Raw genomic sequence first — 17329 nt, 5'->3', positions numbered from 1 at the left:
CTCCGGCGCAGCCGAGTCACCCGATCAGCGTAGGCCCGCGCCGCGGCGGGCGCAGTCCGGCCCGCCCCTCACGCGGCCTCCACCCAGGCGGCCCGCGCCCGGGCCGCGCGGCGCAGCTCCACCAGGTCGGCGTACGAGTGTCCGGGCTCGGCCCAGTACGGGTGGGCGTACAGCCGGCGCAGATCCTCGATCAGCTGGTGCCGCAGCGCCGCGGTGTGGCCGCCGAGGGGGCGGGCGAGGGCGGCGTAGGTCCGGATCACCCGGACCTGGGTCAGCAGAAGATCGTCGGGAAACACTGTTCGCGCCATGACTCAATTAGGTCACGTGTTCGATTTCCAGTGCAAGTCGATCCCCGCCCCTGTGACGCTCGACTGAGACCGGACCTCTGCTGTGCTCGTTCCCGCGGCCCGCACGGCGCTAGATTCGGGTTCCATGATCGTATGGCTCAACGGCACCCACGGTGTGGGCAAGACGACGACCAGTGCACTCGTGCAGCAGCTGATCCCGGATTCACGGGTTTTCGACGCCGAGAAGGTCGGCGAGACACTCATGGACATCACGCCGGGGCTGCCCCGGACGGACAACTTCCAGCACTGGCCGCCGTGGCGGCCGCTCGTGGTCGAGACCGCCCGCCGCGTACTCGACTACACCGGCGGCACCCTGGTGATGCCCATGACCGTCCTGGTCGAGCAGTACTGGCGCGAGATCAGCGCGGGCCTCGCCCGCCATGCCGTTCCCGTACGGCACTTCGTCCTCCACGCCGACCAGGACACTCTCCGCGGGCGCATCGAGGGGGACACCGTTCTCGGCCCCTCTCCCTTCCGTCTCAAGTACCTCGAGCCCTACGCCGAGGCGGCTCGCACGTGGCTCCACGACGAGGCCGAGGTCGTGGATACCACCCACCTCACGCCCGCCCAGGCCGCCCTGGAGATCGCAGAGGCCGTCAACGGTTGAGGTGACACGGGCCGTTCGGATCGGGTTCCCAAGGGCCTGTGCAACGCACACTGCGCATGATCGAATAGGGGATGAAATCGTTCTGGACTGGCGACCGGGTACGCCTTCGCGGCATCGAGCCCGATGACTGGGCGGCGTTCATGCGCTTCGCCGTCGACGAGGAGCGGTTGGGAGATGTGCTGCATCCACCCCGTTCTGCCGAGGGGTTCCGTACCTGGGCGAAGGAGCAGGCCGCTGCCAAGTTCGACAACGACTGCTTCGGGTTGGCAATCGAAGCCGTCGGCACGGGGGAGATGGTCGGTGCCGTCGGCTCGCATCATGCTGATCCACGTGCGGGCTGGTTCGAGTACGGCATCACGATGGGTGCTGACCATCGACGCAAGGGCTACGCGGCAGAGGCCGTGGTGATGTTGATGCGTTTCATGTTCGCCGAGCGGCGCTATCACAAGTGCGGGGCGCGGATCTTCGCCCACAACGAGGCATCGCTGGCACTTCATCGTCGGCTCGGCTTCGTCGAGGAGGGTCGCCTCCGCGATCACGTGTTCTTCGCCGGTCGGCACCACGACCTCGTCGTGATGGGCATGCTCGCTGACGAGTTCGCGCAGCTGCACGCGATGGGCGAACTCGACCGAGTTTTGAACCCCATGGGCGGCTGACTGCGTGGCCCTTGGATGCGATGTTTGGTCGTGCCCGCCTCCCCCTCCTGCGCAAGCGGCTCCTGCTGACCGGCGCCTGCCGCCGACCACAGACCGCGACGGTCGTCACAGCGAGCTGATCACTGTGGTGCGAGACCGGTCATCGTCACCGAATCTGTCAGTCATTGCGCCGGTCATCGACCTGAACCTCCAGATGCGGCCAGGCCGTGGCCAGGCGCGATTGGTCGCCGGCCGCCGGCACGGTCACCGAACCCAACGACCCGTCCGGCCTGAAATGGACCAGCGTCCCGGTCGTGCCGTCGACCTCAACGGGCTCAAGATCGGTGACGGGGACGCCATTTTCGTAGCGCTGAGTCCAGGCCCCGTTGAGGCGGCGGTTGGTATGGGCGAGCCACTCGCTGAGCGCCGCAACCACGGACATGCCGCGCCGAGGATGGCCGTCAGGCAGTACCTCGACCTGCGGGAAATCGAAGAACCGGAGATCCTTCGTAGCCATGACCGGCTTCTTCACGCTCCGGCCGTGCTCGTCCACACGGGTGTCAGTGCCCCGTCCGTCATCCCGGACAGACAGGGAACCGTCGGGATGGAGAACGACGACGCAGCGTCCCCCGCCCTTGCTTGACGCTTCGTCGGCGGCATAGGCAAGTACCTCAAGGACGAGGTGCCAAGGTCCATCCGGAGCGAACTCCCAGGGACTCTGTCGGATATGTGCCAGATGATCCGCATCAACGATGCTGGACCAATCGTGCGTCGTGTTGACCCAGGAAGCCCTCGATATGTCCATCAGGCAAGTATCCCGCCTGGTGATGACGGTCTTGAGGCCATCCCCCTGGCTGACGACGGTTCACGGAATTCGTGCCTGAACCCGAACAAGGGCCCCGTGTTGCCCGGTCTGCGGCTAGTTGTCGGCTGAGTTCAGGAGCAGGTGGAACGTCTCCTTCTCGAAGAGCCAGTCGTACAGGCCACCCTTGATCTGGGTGCCGTTGATGGCGACCGTGGGGGTGCCAGGGCCGCGTGGGTCGTCGCCACCGGCTGCCTCATAAGTCTTCTCCGATGCGGTGACGAAGTCTTTGTGCTTCATCGTCGCCACCGCGGAGTCGAAGGTATCGCTTCGCAGTCCCTCGACCTGGTCGGCCAGTTCCAGGAGGGAGGCCGTGGTGTAGCCGCCTGCGAGTTCGTTTTCGGCCATGTTCTCGAACAGCACGGCGTGGTATTCGGTGAACTTGCCGGCGTCCAGCGCTGCGCGGAGGGCGTTAACCGCCCTCTTCGATCCGTCGCCGCCCACACGGTCGTCCCTGAAGGACGCGAGGGTGTACTCGGTCTTGGCCTCGCGGCGCAGCGTCATCTCGCGTAGCGCCGGGGCACCGGTCGCCTCGAACTCCTCGACGACCGGACAGCGTGGGTCCTCGTACAGCCGGACGGTGGTTGCCGCGGCCGGGTCGCCCACCACGACGAACGGCGCCACGCGCGGGTCGTCGAAGGGATGCCGGAGCGTGGCGACGTTGAGCTGGGCGAGGTGGGCGGCATGCGCGGATGCGGTCATGGCCTCATCCCAGCACGGCGTGCCCAGTGTCCTCGACGGCTTCCAGGTGTGGCTCGTAGCCGCGGGCGGTCAGCACCTCCATGGCCTCTTCGAGGCCTCCGCAGGGTGCCGACGAGCCGCGCAGGGCCTCGCCCCGGCGGCGTGCGGCCGCGCAGAGCGCGGCGTCCAGCCCGGCCTCCTCGGCGGTCTCGGCGAGCAGCTCGGCCGCGGTGCGGTAGTCGCGGCCGGGCAATGACACCGACCGCTCGGCCCGCGCCCGCGTGTACACCTTGGCGGGACGGCCCGCCCCCGGTCCCGAGCGGCCCGTCAGGCGGCGACTGCCGCTTTCCAGCAGCCCGGCCTCGGTCAACTTGTCCAGATGGTGCGCGGCGAGCGTGCGTGCCACCCCGGCCGCCTCGGCGGCCTCGTTGCGGCCGACCTCGCGGCCCTGCGCCGCCACGTACTCGTACAGGCGGCGCCGTACGGGATCCTGCAACGCCGCGATCGCATCGATGTCCCTCACCCGGCCATTCTGGGAACAACGCAGGTTGGAGATGGAAAAGGACAGAAAGGCAGGCGCTGGGCACGGCCCTGCACCGGCCGTGGGGTGTTCGGGCTGGGCGCCGCGCGCCGAAATCGAGGTGCGCACGGGAGCGGGGGAGTGCCACAGTCCGGTCGTGACCTTGATGGACGTACTCGTCGGCTTCTCCCGCACCGGCCGGATCGGGCCGCTCACCTGCGGGATGTCGCTGACCGATGCCGAAGACCTCCTCGGCCCGGGCCGCCCGCACCCGGCCCACATGATGAAGGGGCCCGACATCGACGGCTATCCCTATTCCTGGGGCGGGTTGCAGCTGGTGACCACCCGGCGGGTCGTGAGCGGCATCGGTATCCGCCTCCGGCCGGGTTCGACCGTCAGCCTTCCGCCGCTCGTCCTGCCCGCTTCCGAGAGCTTCGAGGCCACGGTGCTCCGCGAGGAGCTGATCGCCGCGCTCGACGCCGCAGGCTGCCGGCACGTGGTCAACGGCGTCCTCACCTTCGACGAACAGTCCAGCATCCTCACCCGGCCCGCCGACGTCTGTGCGGTCTTCGGCCTGCCCGGACGGGACGACCACGTGCCGCACCGTGATCGGCACTACCTCGACGTGATTCACAAGCACACGGCCTGACGTCCGAGGGTCCCCTGCCGCCGACCGCTCGCGTTCCGTGCCGCCCCGACGCAGGCCGTTACGATCCTCCGGGAGGGACTGTGATCCGCATTCTGCTGGCCGAGGACATGCACATGCTCCGGGGGGCGCTGGCCGCGCTGCTGGACCTGGAAGCCGACATGGAGGTCGTCGCCGAGGTGGCCCGGGGGGACGCCGTCCTCCCCGCCGCGCTCGCCCACCGGCCCACCGTCGCGGTGCTCGACCTGGACATGCCCGGTGCGGACGGACTCTCCGCCGCCCGCGATCTCGAAGCCGCGCTGCCCGACTGCCGGATCCTGATCCTCACCGCGCTGGGCAGCCCCGAGGCGCTGCGGTCGGCACTCGCCGCCCGGGTGGGCGGGTTCATGCTCAAGGACGCGCAGCCGGATCAGCTCGCCGCCGCGATCCGCAGCGTGGCCGCGGGGGAGCACGTCATCGATCCCAAACTGGCCGCCGCGGCGCTCACCGCCAAGGTGAGCCCGCTCACCCCGCGTGAAACCGATGTGCTGCGACTGGCCGCCGCCGGCGCCGAACTCGACGCGATAGCCCGGGAGTTGCACCTCACCCAGGGCACCGTACGGAACTACCTCGGCGCGGCCGTCACCAAGCTCGACGCGCGCACCCGCCTCGACGCCGTGCGGATCGCCCGGGAACAGGGCTGGTTGGGGTAACGGCGAGTCATCCGGAGACGGAGGCGGATGGTGAGGCGGAAGCGGAGGGGGAGTCCAGGCGGACGGTCAGGACGTAGCCGCGCCCGTGCGGAGCCGGTCCGGCCTCCAGGACCCCACCGACCGCGGCCGCTCGCTCACGCAGGTTCCTCAGCCCGTTGCCGCCGCCGCCCGCTCCGGTGCCGTCCTTCCGTGGCGGTACGGGAAGCACGCGGCCGTCGTCCGCCACCCGCAGCAGCCCGGGACCGAAGACCACCTCGCACCGACGGGCTCCCGCCGCATGTCGCAGCACGTTGGTCACCGCCTCCCGCAGCACCGTGGCGAACAGCGTCTCCGCCACCTCGTCCACCCGGTCCACCCGGTCCACCCCGTCCACCCCGTCCACCCCGTCCACCCTGACCGTCCCGCTTGCCCCGCCCGGCCCGCCCGCCCCGTCCGTCTCGCCCCGCACCCGCACGGCTATGCCTGCGGCGGCCAGTACCTTCCGGGCGGAGGCCAGTTCCTCCGCCAGCGCGAACTCCGGGCCTTCTCCCGGGATCGCCCGAAGGTCCGCCAGCGCCCGGTCCGCCAGGGCCGCCGCATCGGCGAGGTGCCGCTCGGCCCGCTCCCGGTCAGGGTCGCGGCTCGCCAGCTCACCCTTCATCGCGATCGCGGCCAGCCCGTACCCCAGCAGGTCGTGGACGTCCCGGGCGATGCGCCGGCGCTCGCGCGCCACGGCCAGCGAAGCCAGCGCTTCGCGGGCCTCCCGTACCTGGTGGACCAGGCCGGTGAGCAGGGCGAGGCCGTAGAAGACCGAAGCGATCACCACGATGTCCAGCAGGAGGAGAGCGGTGCCACGAACCCCGGGCCCGTCCGTGCGCACCAGCAACGCGATCGCCACCAGTGCGGTCAGCATCCCGGCCGCCGGCCAGGCGGTGCGCCCGGGAAGGACGATCAGCACCGAGGCTGCGGCGAACGCCACCAGCTGGGGGTACGGCCCGTCCGGCGCCGCCAGCACGCCCAGGGCAAGAGCGAGCTGCACACCCAGCGTCCACACGACGCACGGGGGACGCACGCCCGGCGGACGCGGCAGGGAGTGGTACGCCTGCAGCCCGACCACCGTCGCCAGCGCGGCCCCGTACGCGGCGATCCGCAGGCCCGACAGCCCGGCGCCGAGCAGGAAGGCGGCCCCCACGACCAGGTACTCGACGTGGGTGGCGACCACGATGGGCCACACCAGCCGGGGCGTCATGGCGCCCACGGGGATCTCTGCCCCGTCGGCCGCCCGCGCGGTCGGCGCGGCGCGCACGCGCTCCGTCGCCGCCCGCGCGACCGCCACCATGTCCCGCGCCGCCCGCGTGCCCTGCCCGGCCAGCCGGATGATGTCCGCCAGGGCCGTTCCCAGCACCGTGTCCAAGTCCCGCCCGGCGCGCTCCCGTTCGGCCGTGACGAGGGCCTCGGCCAGTGCGCCGCGGGTGGTGCGGAGTTCGGTGTAGAGGTCGGTGAGCCGGGTCAGCGCATAGATGATCAATCCGTGGGCGAGGGCGTTCCCGATGCCGTTGAGTACGGAATGGACGCTGCCGTCGCCGGGTGCGAGCGGTCCGGCGGCCAGCACGACGACCATGAACAGCGGCCACCGGACGGGCCGTTCGACGATCAGCAGCACGGAGGCGCCGAGAAACCCGGGCAGGCCGGACCAGGGCGTGAGCAGGATCTGAGCGGCGAGGGTCCAGGCCCCGCGCAGCCGCCGTGTCGAGGGCAGGCAGGTGGCCAGCTGGAGCAGCAGCATCGGCACGGCGGCCGGGCGCGGCAGGACGACACCGGGCTCGAAGGCGAATCCGAGAATGACGACGACGAGGACCACCGATACGACCGCCGGCGTGGGCCCGGCGTCGGATTCGGCGTCGGAGTCGGCCTCGGCCTCGGCGTAGGCCGACTCGCCCCTCGAGCGCGAGGTGTGCTCTCTGCCCGGCTCGGCGCCCCCGGGCCCGATGCCGCGTCCGCGCCGAAACGCCGTGCCCCACCCGCTCATGAGGTCACGTTAGACGCATGCCCGTGCACCCCACCCGGCCCGCCTGTGTGAAATACACATCGACCGGTGTGTCTCGCACTGCCGCCGGCCCGCCCCCGAACGCGATCGTCTTCGTATGCGTACGACGTCGATACGGACCCGCACCACGACGGCCGCCACGATCGCCATCACGATCACGATCACGGCCGTCTTCGCCGCGCTGGTTTCCGTCGCTGCCCCCACCCCCACCCCCGCTCACGCGGCCGCTCCGCCCCGTCTCGACTCGCTCGTCGACACCGCCGTCGCCGGCTATCTGGAGGACGACCGCATCCCCGGCGCGGCCGTCACCGTCGTAGCGGGCGGCCGGACCGTCCTGGCCAAGGGCTACGGTGTCGCCGACGTCCGCACCGGCACCCGGGTCGACCCGGACCGCACCCCCTTCTTCCTCGGCTCACTCGCCAAGCTGTTCACCGCGCAAGCCGCCTCCCAGCTCGTCGCCCAGGGCGACATCGACCCGAAGGCCGACGTCAACGAATACCTCCGTGCGGTCACCGTTCCCGACACGTACCCCGGACGCCCCGTCACCCTGGACCAACTCCTCACCCACACCGCGGGCTTCGACAGCGATCTCGTCGGCCGCAACAGGACCGGTGCGAAGGACGTCGAACCCTTCGCCGAAAGCCTGACGACGCGCCGCCCGCCCCGGGTCCGCACCCCGGGCACCATCGCCGCCTACGACAACTACGGCTACGCGCTCGCGGGTCAGCTCGTCGCCGACACCTCCGGCCTGCCCTTCCCCGCATACGTCGACGAGCACATCCTCAAGCCCCTGGGCATGACCCGCTCCACGTTCGCCCAGCCGCAGCCCGCCCCGATCGCGGCCGATCTCGCCCGCGGCTACCGGCCCAGCGGCGCATCCGGCTGGACGCAGGACAGGGGCCAGTACGGCGCGTGGAGTCCGACCGGGCCCGGTGCGGTCAGCACCGCCGCCGACATGGGCCGCTGGATGACCGGGCAGCTCACCGACGACACTCCGGCGAACCGCCTCATGCAGCAGGTGCACCACCGCCAGGATCCCCGCATGCCCGGCCTCGGCTACGGCTTCGAGGAGTGGCGAAGCGGCGGGCGGACGGGCTGGTTCAAGGACGGCGACATCTCCGGCTTCCACGCCAACCTGCTGCTCGTCCCCGGCCACGACGTGGGGGTGTTCGTCGTCTTCAACGGCGACGGGACGAACGGCCGCGCCTCCTGGGACGGCAAGGACCTCATCCACCGGATCGTGGCCGCCCTCGTCCCGGAGGTCCCGGAGGTCCCGGCGGTCCCGGATGCCCCCAACGTCCCGAACGGCCCTGCGACCGCAGCGCCGAGCGGCGCCACCGCCGATCCCTCCCTCGACTCCTACACCGGCTCCTACCGTCCGGCCCGGGTCAGTCGCACCAGCCTCATGGCGCTGGAGGGCCTGGTCGCGGGTGTCACGGTCGAGAAGGACGGCAGCAACGGCCTGCGCACCACCGGGCTCTCCCTCGACCCCGGCCAGCCCGAGCAGAGCTGGCTCGCGCTCGGCGACGGCCTGTTCCGGGAGCGCGGCGGAACGGGCGCGACGCTCGCCTTCGCCAAGGACGGGGTGCTCGTCTCGTCGGCGACGCCGTCGACGGCGTACGAGCAGCTGACGTGGCGCCAGTCCCCGTCCCTGCACCTGGCACTGCTCGGCGCCGGCGCGGGTGTGCTGCTGCTCGCCGCGATCGCCTTCCCCGCGACCGCCCTGGTACGGAGGCTTCGGGGCGCGCCGCCGCACCCGCGCGCAGCACGGGCGGCGAGGACGATCGCCGTGGTGGCCGGGCTGATCACCGCAGCGTTCGCGGCCGCGCTCGCGGCGGTCGTCTCGGACGGCAACGCGATGATGGAAGCGGTGCCGCTGGGATCGCCGCTGCTGACCACCGTGACCGTGCTGGGCGCGGCGCTCGTGCCGTTGACGCTGGGCGTGGTGGCGGGGGCGATCGCGGCCTGGCTCCGCGGTTGGTGGAACATCACCGGCCGCGTCCTGTTCACCGTCACCGCGGCGGGCGCGGTCGCGATGGCGGGCATGTTGCTCCAGTACCACCTGGTGGGCGCCCCGTTCGACTGGCTCGCCCGGTGAACGGGCCACCACGCGGCCTGCCTCCAATCCAGCCCCTGTGAGACGCACGACCATCCGTTGTCACGGCAAGCAGAGGAGCAGATCATGAGCAAGTGGACCAGGCGCGGTCTTCTGACCGCCGGTGCTGCGACGGGAGTTGTCGCGCTCATCGGCGCCGGACCGCCTCAGCGGCGGCCGGAGCCGCTCGACATCGTGACCGGTGAGGACGGGTTCAGCGCGCCGGCGACCGCGGCCGCCGGCGCGGTGACCTTCCGGGTGCGGACGACCAGTACCCGTACCGGCATCGTCGGCATCGCCCGACTCCGCCCCGGCGTCGGCGAGGCCGCCTTCCGCAGGCATCTGCGCGACGTCTTCGAGAAGGAGGATCCGGAGGACGTGATCCGGGCGTCCGGGGAACTGATGGCCGGCGCCGAGCTGTTGGGCGGCGCGATGGCGGTGCACGGATCGCGGTCGTCCTTCACCGCGGCGCTCCGGCCCGGCCGGTACCTCGTCCTGGAGTACAAGGACTTCGAGGGGCCGTACATCGGACGCGACCCGCTCCCCGGCCAGGAATACGTCCGCCCGCTCCTCGTCCACGGGGGAGACGACACCGGCGCCCGGCGCCCGAGCCCGTTGGCCGCGGCGGCGGCCACGGCCACCGTCACCGCCGTCGACACCGCGCGGGGCCCGCGCTTCGTCCTGGAGGGCCGCATCCGCCGGGACCGGCCCGTGCGCTGTGTCAACGCGATGCGCGGACAGGTCGACGAGCTCGCGGTGTACCCGCTCACGAACGACTCCGTCACCGAGGCCGACATCCAGAGGTACTTCCGGTCCCCCCGGAACACGCCCGAACCCTTCGACCTCGCCGCGCAGCTGGGCACCCCACCGCTCTCCCCGGGCCGGAGCGCCGTCATCCGGATGCCCCTCGCCCCGGGCCGGTACGCCCTCACCAGCTGGGTCACGAGCATGAAGGACGCACAACACCTGTCCGCCCACGGTCAGGTGCTCATCGTCACCGTGCCCTGACCGCTCGTGACCTGCGCGCCTGCGCGTGAACCCGCTGCCGGGCGCACGCGCACGGCGACCGGCCCCGGTGCGATGCTGGAAGGAGGGCCAGGGGCCGGCAGCCGCACACCGTCCGATGCCCGGCCCGGGCCCCGTCAGCGAGGAGAAGCGACGTGCCAGGTCTTCTTCGAGGAATAGCGCGCACCGCGGTGGTGGCCGGTACGGCCACTGCGGTCTCCCACCGGGTCTCGCGGCGCCAGGCGGGCCGGTGGGCCGAGCAGGACACTCACGCCTACGAGCAGAACGCCCCGGCCGCGCCCGCACAAGCCGCGCCCGCCCCGGCTCCCGCACCGCCCCCGGCGCCGGGCGACGACATGAGCACGCGGATCGATCAGCTCAAGGAACTCGGAACGTTGAAGGAGCAGGGAATCCTGACCGAGGCCGAGTTCGCGGAACAGAAGAGCAGAATCCTCGGCTCCTGACCGGTACCGGGCCCTCCTAGGTCTCCTGGGCCCTCCTAGGTCTCCTAGGTCTCCTCGGCGTCGAGGGAGGCCAGGAGGGCCTGTACGGGAATCCGGCCGCTGGCCACCATCTGCGCACCACTGCGCCGCAGGGCCCGGGCGAAGGGGGCGGCCCACAGGTTCTCGTACACGAGGATCGCGGCCGAGTTGCCGGGCTCCAGGGCGTGGCCGGCCTCTTCGAGGTCGTCCTGGCCGAGCAGGCCGGACGAGGCTCCTTCGAAGACGGACAGCCCGAGCCCGCTCCCGTCCTCCAGTTGCGTGACTTCCAGGCCGGCGACGTTCCCGTCGGCGTCCTTCTGCACGAAGCGCATGTCGAGGATGCGGACGATGCCCTGGTCGACCAGGTCGACCAGCAGGGGGAACGCCTCGCCCGTCATCCGGTTGCCCGGAAACTCGACGACCAGGTAGTCGACGGGCCCCATGTCTTCGATGTCGCCGCTCATGAGCACTCCTCGCGCGCGGATTCGGTGGCCTGGCCGTTGCTCCCGACCGCTGTCCTGCGCGGCCTCGTGCCGCCCCTCGGCGGGACGACCTCGGCACGGCCCAGGTCCGTAGTCATTGCAGCATCCGCCTTGAGGGCCCGCACCTCCACAGGATCCTGGCGCGTCGCCGGGCGCGCGGTGTTCACCCCGTGAGCTGGTAGAGGCTCCTGCCGACGAGCCACAGTCCCAGGACAAGGCAGGTGACCACGATCGCCGGTTCCTTGTGGCGTTCGAGCCATGCGCGCATGTTCCGCAGGGCGCGCTGGGCCTTCTCGGGTGAGAACACCGCGTACAGCTCCATGGCCAGCAGGGTGGAGGTGGCCAGGAGACAGAAGGCCATGAGGGCCACGAAGGACGCGCCGTGGGAGAGGTTGGCCTGCACGACGGTGGCGGCAGCGGCGCCGACCATCCCCCAGGGCTGCAGGAGCACGGCGAGCGCGGCCGCCGACCATCCGGTGGCGTCGTCCATCCGCGAGTTCAGCGACTCCCCGGAGTCCGCTGAGTCCCCGGAGTCCGCAGACCGCTCGTTCGCGGCGGAGTCCGGGGACGAGGCGGTACGTCGTCGCCGGCGGCGCCTGTGTTCGCTGTAGAAGATCAGGCCCAGACCGATGACCAGCGTGGCGGCAAGGGCCGCGACGGAGGGCGGAGAGCGGGGCGGGGGCGGCTGCCCGCCGGTGAGGAACAGGACGATCGCGATCACCGTGACGAGGCAGGCCAGCCAGGCAAGGATGAAGGCCAGCCCCTTCCGGGTGCCACGCGGTGCGGACACGACCAGCACGAAGGCCATGATCGGCAGCGGGAAGAGCGTGATGATCAAGCCGATGACGAGCAGGTCAAGCACCATGGCCGCGCACCCCGTGCCCGTGCTTCGCCCCGGCCGGCAAGAAGGGCAGGGCCGTCCGCGGAGTCGCTCTCACCGACGTGAGGCTCATCTGTCCATCGTGGCCCGGCCTCGCTCGGGAGTGCAAAAGATGCGGTGCACGCGCTCTCCGCCCGTCGCCGTGCCCGGCGGCGACTCCGTGGTCCGGCTCGCGCGGGATATTCAGGGCTGTGATGGTGGGGGTGTGATGGTGGGGGAGGGACTCGTACAGCGCCCCTCCGTGTCTCCCGCCCCCGACCCGTGTCCGGTCCTGACGCCCTGCGGAGGTCTCGTGTCGCACACCTCCTCGTCCCACCTGTGCCGACCGACGCCCGCTGCGGCCCTTGTCTGCGGGGCATGTCTGATCGTGCTGGCGCCGGGTCCTGCCGGGGCGTTCACCGGCGGCAACCACGAGAAGATCACGCGCGCAGCGCTGAGCTGGCAGCCCAGGTCGTTGTCGGCGATGGCCGATGCCCGCCAGGGGGCGATCGTGGCCAACGACCAGGGCGAGTACTTCGACCTCGGCGTCCTGCACTGTGACAACGCCGACCACCTCGCCGCGCGGTACGCACCCGCGTACCCGCGGACCCGTGACGAGGCGACCACCGAACTGCTCGCCTGCATCCGCGGCTCCGTCGCCCGCCTGCGGGCCGCCGTCCGCGACGCCGACGGGTTGGTCGACGCCGACGGCAGGATCATCGAGGCCCAGAGCAACCTGGACTCCCCCTGCGCGTGGAACGAGAGGCCGGACCGCGCCAAGTGCGACGTCCTGGAACAGCTCGGCCGGGGCTGGCACGCGATCGAGGACTTCTACTCCCACAGCAACTGGTCCGACAAGGCCGACGCCGCCGCCCCCCTCGGCACCACCAATCCGCCCGGCCTCGACCGCACCACCGTCGCGCCGTTCCTCGACATCCGTCGCTACAGCTCGATGGACGACGCCGACTGGACCCGGGAAGCCGCCGAACTGATCCCCGAGGACCTGGCCACCGGCTGCTACCCCGACTTCGATTCGACCGGATTCAAGCCCGTCGACTGCGCCGGACGCGTCAAGCACAACGGCACCCTCAACAAGGACACCGAGGCCTCCGAGCGTTCGAGGAACGGCAACTTCCAGCGGGCGTCCGAGCTCGCCGCCCAGGACATCGCCCGCCAGTGGAAGGACTTCACGGCGGAGCTCATCGAAACCTACCCGGACAACAGGCGCGGTGAGCAGATGGTCTGCGCGCTCACCCACGACACCCCTGCGTCCAGCTGCCCCTGAACGGAACCCGGCCGACGGAACCATCGGAATGACGCCCTGGCGCCGGTCGTGGGGTGCCCCCGCACGCCTCCGGCACCCCGGCGGGAATCGGCCTTACCGTGCGAGCAGCCCGTCCGAATACCGGACGGCGTCCCACCACTCCGGCGTGCCCCTGGAGGCCATGATGCCCAGTCCACCCAAGCCGTTCGGCACCGTCGTCAGCAACGTCGGCGTCAACCTACGGCAGTATCCGAGCACGGACTCGTCCGTCGTCGGCAACCTGAGCCACGGCACCGAGGTCGCTCTGCACAGCAAGGTGCACGCCCAGACCATCGACGGCAACAGCATCTGGTACCTGCTGCGCGACGAGGGAGTGTGGGTCGCCGCCCGGCACGTCGACAACACCGGAGAGGTACCGCTGTCCAAGGACGTCGAACCGGACGCTCCGCAGGGCTGACGGCGGACCGGGGCCCCTGCAGGGCCACCCGAAGCCCGTCCCGGGGGCAGCCCCACGGCTGTCCCCGTCCCCGTACCCGTACCCGGAGCCCAGGACCATGGCCGTGCTCGGCGAGCGAGGCGGTGACCGCTAGGTGTATTGCCCTGTGAGGTTGGGGACGCGGCTGGCGGGTGGTTTGCCTGCGAGCGCGGTGTGTCCGCGGTGGTGATTGTAGGTGTGCAGCCAGCCGGGGAAAGCGTCGCGTCGTTCCTGCTCTGACCGGTAGGGGCGGGCATAGGCCCATTCCTCCAGCAGGGTGCGGTTGAGGCGTTCGACTTTGCCGTTGGTCTGGGGCCGGTAGGGCCGGGTTCGCTTGTGGGTGATCCCGGCCGCCGCCAGGGTGTCGCGCCAGGCGTGGGACTTGTAGCAGGCGCCGTTGTCGGTCAGGACGCGTTCGACGGTGATCCCGCAGCCGGTGAAGAACGCCTGGGCCCGGGTCCAGAAGCCGGCGGCGGTCTCCTTCTTCTCGTCGGCCAGGATCTCGCTGTAGGCGAGGCGGGAGTGGTCGTCGACGGCGGTGTGGATGTAGCTGTAGCCCGTGCCGGACCTGGTCTTGCGGCCTGCCTGTCGGCCGAGAGCCCTGTGGCCGCCGCCGTCAGGGATGTTGCCGAGCTTCTTGATGTCGACGTGGACGAGTTCGCCGGGCTTGGGTCGTTCGTAGCGTCGTATGACGCGGCCGGTGGCCCGGTCCAGATGGGACAGGCGGGCCAGGCCGAACCGGGTCAGCACCCGGTGCACGGTTGAGGGCACCAGGCCGAGCAGGTGGGCGATGCGGGCGGGTCCCCACCTGCGCAGGACGCGGACCTTGATGATCCGGCGTTCGGTGCGGGTCGGGGTCCGGCGCGGGCTGTTGTGCGGGCGGGAAGACCGGTCGTGCATGCCCGCGTCGCCGAGCGTTCGGTAGCGGTCGGCCCACCGCTGGGCGGTCGTCGGGGAGACCTGGAAGCGTTCGGCTGCCCGGCGGTGGGTCCAGCCGTCCTCGACCACGCAGCGGGCAAGCCGCAGCCGTCCGGTCTCGGTCAGGGGTGCATTACGGTGGGGCATGAGGGCCTTCCGGTCGGTGTAGACGTCGCAATCCACACCAAACCCGGAAGGCCCTCACCCGTTCAAGATCCCCCAGCCGAGACCTGCATCACCCGTCCACAACCTCCCGGGGCATTACAGCTAGGGCGTGCCGTGCCGGCGCAGCGCCGCGTCGAGCGGGCGGCCCGCGGCCAGGACCAGGCGTACCGAGCGCAGCGCCCGCAGGTCGGCCAGCGGGTTGCCGTCCACGACGAGGACGTCGGCGCGGTGGCCCGCCGCCAGCCGGCCGGTGTCGTGGGAGATGCCCAGGGCCCGCGCCGCGCCCGTCGTGGCCAGGTCGACGATCTCGGCCGGTGGCATCCCGAGGTGTGCGAAGAACTCCAGGCTGGAGACGAAGCCGTCGAAGACGGCGCGCGAGACCCCCGCGTCGGTCCCGGGCAGGAGCCGTACGCCGCGCTGCGCCATCCACCGGATCCGGTCGAACATCTCCTCGGCCCGTTCCCGGCCGAAGCGCTCCGCGAAGCCCCGCCAGTCGGGGCTGGCCGCCGGGCCGACCGCGATGCCCTGAGCGGCGATCGCGGTCACCAGGTCCTCCCGTACGTCGAATCCGTCGCGCCCCATCCAGGTGCAGTGCTCGATGGTGTCCACGCCGGCCGCCACGGCGGCCGCGATGCCCTCGGTGCCGTGGGCGTGCGCGGCGACGGGCAGGCCGAACCGCCGCGCCTCCTCCACGACGAGCCGCAGCTCCTGCGTCGTGAACTGCGCCTGCCAGACGGGCGGGCCGCCCTTGGTGATGCCCCCGCCGGTGGCCATCACCTTGATGAGGTCCACCCCGCCCTCCGCGTTACGGCGGACCGCGGCCCGGATCGCGTCCGCGCCCTCGACCTCGCCACCGAGGAACCAGCAGTGCCCACCGGGCCCGGTCAGCGGTGTCCCGGCGGCCAGGACGCGCGGCCCCGGGAGCCGCCCGCCCGCGATCTCGTCGCGCAGACGAACCGCGAGCCCGCCCCGGTCGCCGAGGTCGCGCACGGTGGTCACCCCCGTGGCGAGAAGCCGCCCGGCCCGCTCGGCCATCCCGCGGTACAGCTCGGTGTCGGTGGCGGCCCGCAGGGTTTCCACCGGATCGGGACCCGCGTCGAGCGCCAGGTGCACGTGGGTGTCGATGAGTCCCGGCAGCAGCGTGCCCCGCGGAAAGGCGAGCCGGGGAACGGCCGGACCGGCCTGGGCTTCGACCTCGGCGCGCGGGCCGGCCGCCGTGATCACGCCCTTCTCGACGAACACGGCGCCGTCGGCGGTCTCCTGCCCACCAGGGCCGGTCACCATCCGCCCCGCCGTTATCACTGCCTGCATCATGGGCCCCTCAGGCACGGTGCGTTGTCGTGGTGGTGTACACCGATCCAACAAGGCCCGCCTGCCGGCAACCAGAAGGAAATCGGTCAATCCCGCCGGACCGAGTTACGCGGGGCGCTAGGAGCGCGACGGCCCGCCCCGCCCGCCCCGCCCGGTCATCCGCCCGAGACGGCCTCGGCCCAGCCGCGGTTGACGGTCTCCCTCGCCTTCTCCGTCTGTTCCTCCGTCGGAAACGCTGGCGTGCCCTCGACCGTCGGCAGTTTCTCGGCGGCGGCCTTGTCGAGGGTGCCGTCCTCCTCCATGGCGTCCATGAGGACGGGGCGTGCGAAGGCGCCGAGCCGGATGTTCTGGCCCTCCGGGCTGAAGACGTACTCCTGCCACAGACGCGCCGCCGCGGGGTGCGGGGCGTCCTTGTTCACCCCGTTCGCGTAGTACTCGGCGAAGCTGCCGTCGAAGGGGATGGCGGTCCGCCAGTCGACGTCCGCGCCCCTCTTGCGGAAATCGTCGGCGTATCCGAGGTTGAGGAAGTCCCAGTCGATGCTGATCGGGGTCTCGCCCGTCGCGATCGTGGCCGGCGAGGATGCGACCGGGACGAAGTTGCCGTTTCGGCTGAGCTCGGCGAAGAAGTCGAGGCCGGGCTGGATGTTGTCGAAGGAACCCCCGTTCGCGAGGGCCGCCGCGTAGACCCCGGCGAAGGCGGAGCCGGATTTGGTGGGGTCGCCGTTGAGCGCGACCTTGCCCTTGTACTCGGGCCTGCGCAGGTCCGAGAAGGTCGAGGGGCAGGTCTTGACGCGCTTGGCGTCGCAGCCGATCGAGATGTAGCCGCCGTAGTTGTTGTACCAGCGGGCCTTCGGGTCCTTCTGTTCCTCGGGGATCTGGTCGAACGCGGCGACCTTGTACGGAGCGAGCAGGCCCTCCCGGGCCGCGGACTGCGCGAAGGAGCCGCCCACGTCGATCACGTCGGGGGCGGTGCCGTCGGTCCTGTGCTCCTTCAGGGCGTTGACCTCGTCCTGGCTGGTGCCCTCCGGGTTCTCCACCGTGACCTTGATCCCGTACTTCTTCTCGAAGCCGTCGATCAGTGCGCCGTAGTTGGCCCAGTCGCTCGGGAGCGCGATCGTGTTGAGCGCGCCCTCCTTCTTCGCCGCCGCGGTCAGTGCCGCCATGCCGCCGGTGTCCGCGGCGGAGGTGGCCACCGCGGGTGCTCTGGGCGTGGCAGGGGGTTTGTCTCCGCAGGCGCCGAGGGGCGCCGCCGCGAGG

The 17329-nt window shown here is 71.3% G+C and carries 18 protein-coding genes and 1 pseudogene; 9 read left to right on the top strand and 10 right to left on the bottom strand.

Annotation, left to right across the window (positions count from 1 at the left end; all coding sequences use genetic code 11):
- Positions 1-68 precede the first annotated feature (68 nt).
- Entirely contained in the window at positions 69-308 is a 240-nt protein-coding gene (locus tag OG534_RS04325; protein WP_326586730.1) for a hypothetical protein, read from the bottom strand.
- Positions 309-432: 124 nt separating this feature from the next.
- Between OG534_RS04325 and OG534_RS04320 the strand changes: the two genes are divergently transcribed.
- Both OG534_RS04320 and OG534_RS04315 read left to right on the top strand, forming a co-directional pair.
- Complete coding sequence (locus OG534_RS04320) at positions 433-954, top strand: AAA family ATPase (protein WP_326586729.1); 522 nt, start codon at positions 433-435, stop codon at positions 952-954.
- Between the two features lie 71 nt (positions 955-1025).
- On the top strand, positions 1026-1610 hold the full coding sequence (locus tag OG534_RS04315; protein WP_326586728.1) for a GNAT family N-acetyltransferase: 585 nt from the start codon (positions 1026-1028) through the stop codon (positions 1608-1610).
- Between the two features lie 157 nt (positions 1611-1767).
- Here OG534_RS04315 and OG534_RS04310 read toward each other — a convergent pair whose 3' ends face one another.
- The 3 genes and pseudogenes from OG534_RS04310 to OG534_RS04300 form a co-directional block, all read right to left on the bottom strand.
- Positions 1768-2394: an ATP-binding protein gene (locus OG534_RS04310; RefSeq protein WP_326586727.1), complete on the bottom strand. Its 627-nt coding sequence runs from the start codon at positions 2392-2394 to the stop codon at positions 1768-1770.
- A gap of 114 nt (positions 2395-2508) precedes the next feature.
- Entirely contained in the window at positions 2509-3153 is a 645-nt protein-coding gene (locus OG534_RS04305; protein ID WP_326586726.1) for a thioredoxin domain-containing protein, read from the bottom strand.
- Positions 3154-3178: 25 nt separating this feature from the next.
- Positions 3179-3655: pseudogene (locus OG534_RS04300) on the bottom strand (helix-turn-helix domain-containing protein); the annotation flags it as partial.
- A 163-nt stretch (positions 3656-3818) separates the two neighbouring features.
- Here OG534_RS04300 and OG534_RS04295 point away from each other — a divergent pair.
- Together OG534_RS04295 and OG534_RS04290 are read left to right on the top strand one after the other, a co-directional pair.
- The gene (locus tag OG534_RS04295; protein WP_326593460.1) at positions 3819-4301 is read left to right on the top strand and encodes a hypothetical protein; all 483 of its coding nucleotides are present in this window, start codon (positions 3819-3821) and stop codon (positions 4299-4301) included.
- Between the two features lie 80 nt (positions 4302-4381).
- Complete coding sequence (locus tag OG534_RS04290; protein WP_326586724.1) at positions 4382-4990, top strand: response regulator transcription factor; 609 nt, start codon at positions 4382-4384, stop codon at positions 4988-4990.
- 7 nt (positions 4991-4997) lie between these two features.
- On the opposite strand, the gene OG534_RS04285 is transcribed toward OG534_RS04290, so the two are convergent.
- On the bottom strand, positions 4998-6998 hold the full coding sequence (locus OG534_RS04285) for a sensor histidine kinase (protein ID WP_326586723.1): 2001 nt from the start codon (positions 6996-6998) through the stop codon (positions 4998-5000).
- Between the two features lie 115 nt (positions 6999-7113).
- Between OG534_RS04285 and OG534_RS04280 the strand changes: the two genes are divergently transcribed.
- The 3 genes from OG534_RS04280 (at position 7114) to OG534_RS04270 (ending at position 10580) form a co-directional block, all read left to right on the top strand.
- Positions 7114-9114: a serine hydrolase domain-containing protein gene (locus tag OG534_RS04280; protein ID WP_326586722.1), complete on the top strand. Its 2001-nt coding sequence runs from the start codon at positions 7114-7116 to the stop codon at positions 9112-9114.
- A gap of 84 nt (positions 9115-9198) precedes the next feature.
- Positions 9199-10119 (top strand): twin-arginine translocation signal domain-containing protein, encoded by a 921-nt coding sequence (locus tag OG534_RS04275; protein WP_326586721.1) that lies wholly within the window; start codon positions 9199-9201, stop codon positions 10117-10119.
- A gap of 152 nt (positions 10120-10271) precedes the next feature.
- A complete protein-coding gene (locus tag OG534_RS04270; RefSeq protein ID WP_326586720.1) occupies positions 10272-10580 on the top strand; it encodes an SHOCT domain-containing protein in 309 nt (102 codons plus the stop codon).
- Between the two features lie 44 nt (positions 10581-10624).
- Here OG534_RS04270 and OG534_RS04265 read toward each other — a convergent pair whose 3' ends face one another.
- A complete protein-coding gene (locus tag OG534_RS04265) occupies positions 10625-11062 on the bottom strand; it encodes a DUF6325 family protein (protein ID WP_326586719.1) in 438 nt (145 codons plus the stop codon).
- 181 nt (positions 11063-11243) lie between these two features.
- The gene (locus OG534_RS04260; protein WP_326586718.1) at positions 11244-11945 is read right to left on the bottom strand and encodes a GAP family protein; all 702 of its coding nucleotides are present in this window, start codon (positions 11943-11945) and stop codon (positions 11244-11246) included.
- A 307-nt stretch (positions 11946-12252) separates the two neighbouring features.
- Between OG534_RS04260 and OG534_RS04255 the strand changes: the two genes are divergently transcribed.
- Positions 12253-13224, top strand: coding sequence for a hypothetical protein (locus tag OG534_RS04255; protein ID WP_326586717.1), 972 nt, complete (start codon positions 12253-12255; stop codon positions 13222-13224).
- Between the two features lie 160 nt (positions 13225-13384).
- Positions 13385-13660, top strand: coding sequence for an SH3 domain-containing protein (locus OG534_RS04250; protein WP_326586716.1), 276 nt, complete (start codon positions 13385-13387; stop codon positions 13658-13660).
- Positions 13661-13789: 129 nt separating this feature from the next.
- On the opposite strand, the gene OG534_RS04245 is transcribed toward OG534_RS04250, so the two are convergent.
- The 3 genes from OG534_RS04245 to OG534_RS04235 form a co-directional block, all read right to left on the bottom strand.
- Positions 13790-14743: an IS481 family transposase gene (locus OG534_RS04245; RefSeq protein WP_326586481.1), complete on the bottom strand. Its 954-nt coding sequence runs from the start codon at positions 14741-14743 to the stop codon at positions 13790-13792.
- A 120-nt stretch (positions 14744-14863) separates the two neighbouring features.
- The gene (locus OG534_RS04240) at positions 14864-16072 is read right to left on the bottom strand and encodes an amidohydrolase family protein (protein WP_326593459.1); all 1209 of its coding nucleotides are present in this window, start codon (positions 16070-16072) and stop codon (positions 14864-14866) included.
- A gap of 155 nt (positions 16073-16227) precedes the next feature.
- Entirely contained in the window at positions 16228-17265 is a 1038-nt protein-coding gene (locus tag OG534_RS04235) for an ABC transporter substrate-binding protein (RefSeq protein WP_442807034.1), read from the bottom strand.
- Between the last annotated feature and the right edge of the window lie 64 nt (positions 17266-17329).

Origin of the sequence: Streptomyces sp. NBC_01294, assembly GCF_035917235.1 — a bacterium.
Taxonomy (GTDB): Bacteria; Actinomycetota; Actinomycetes; order Streptomycetales; family Streptomycetaceae; genus Streptomyces; species Streptomyces caledonius.
Note: the sequence above shows the minus strand (reverse complement) of the source record. Positions and strands in the feature narration are given on the sequence as shown.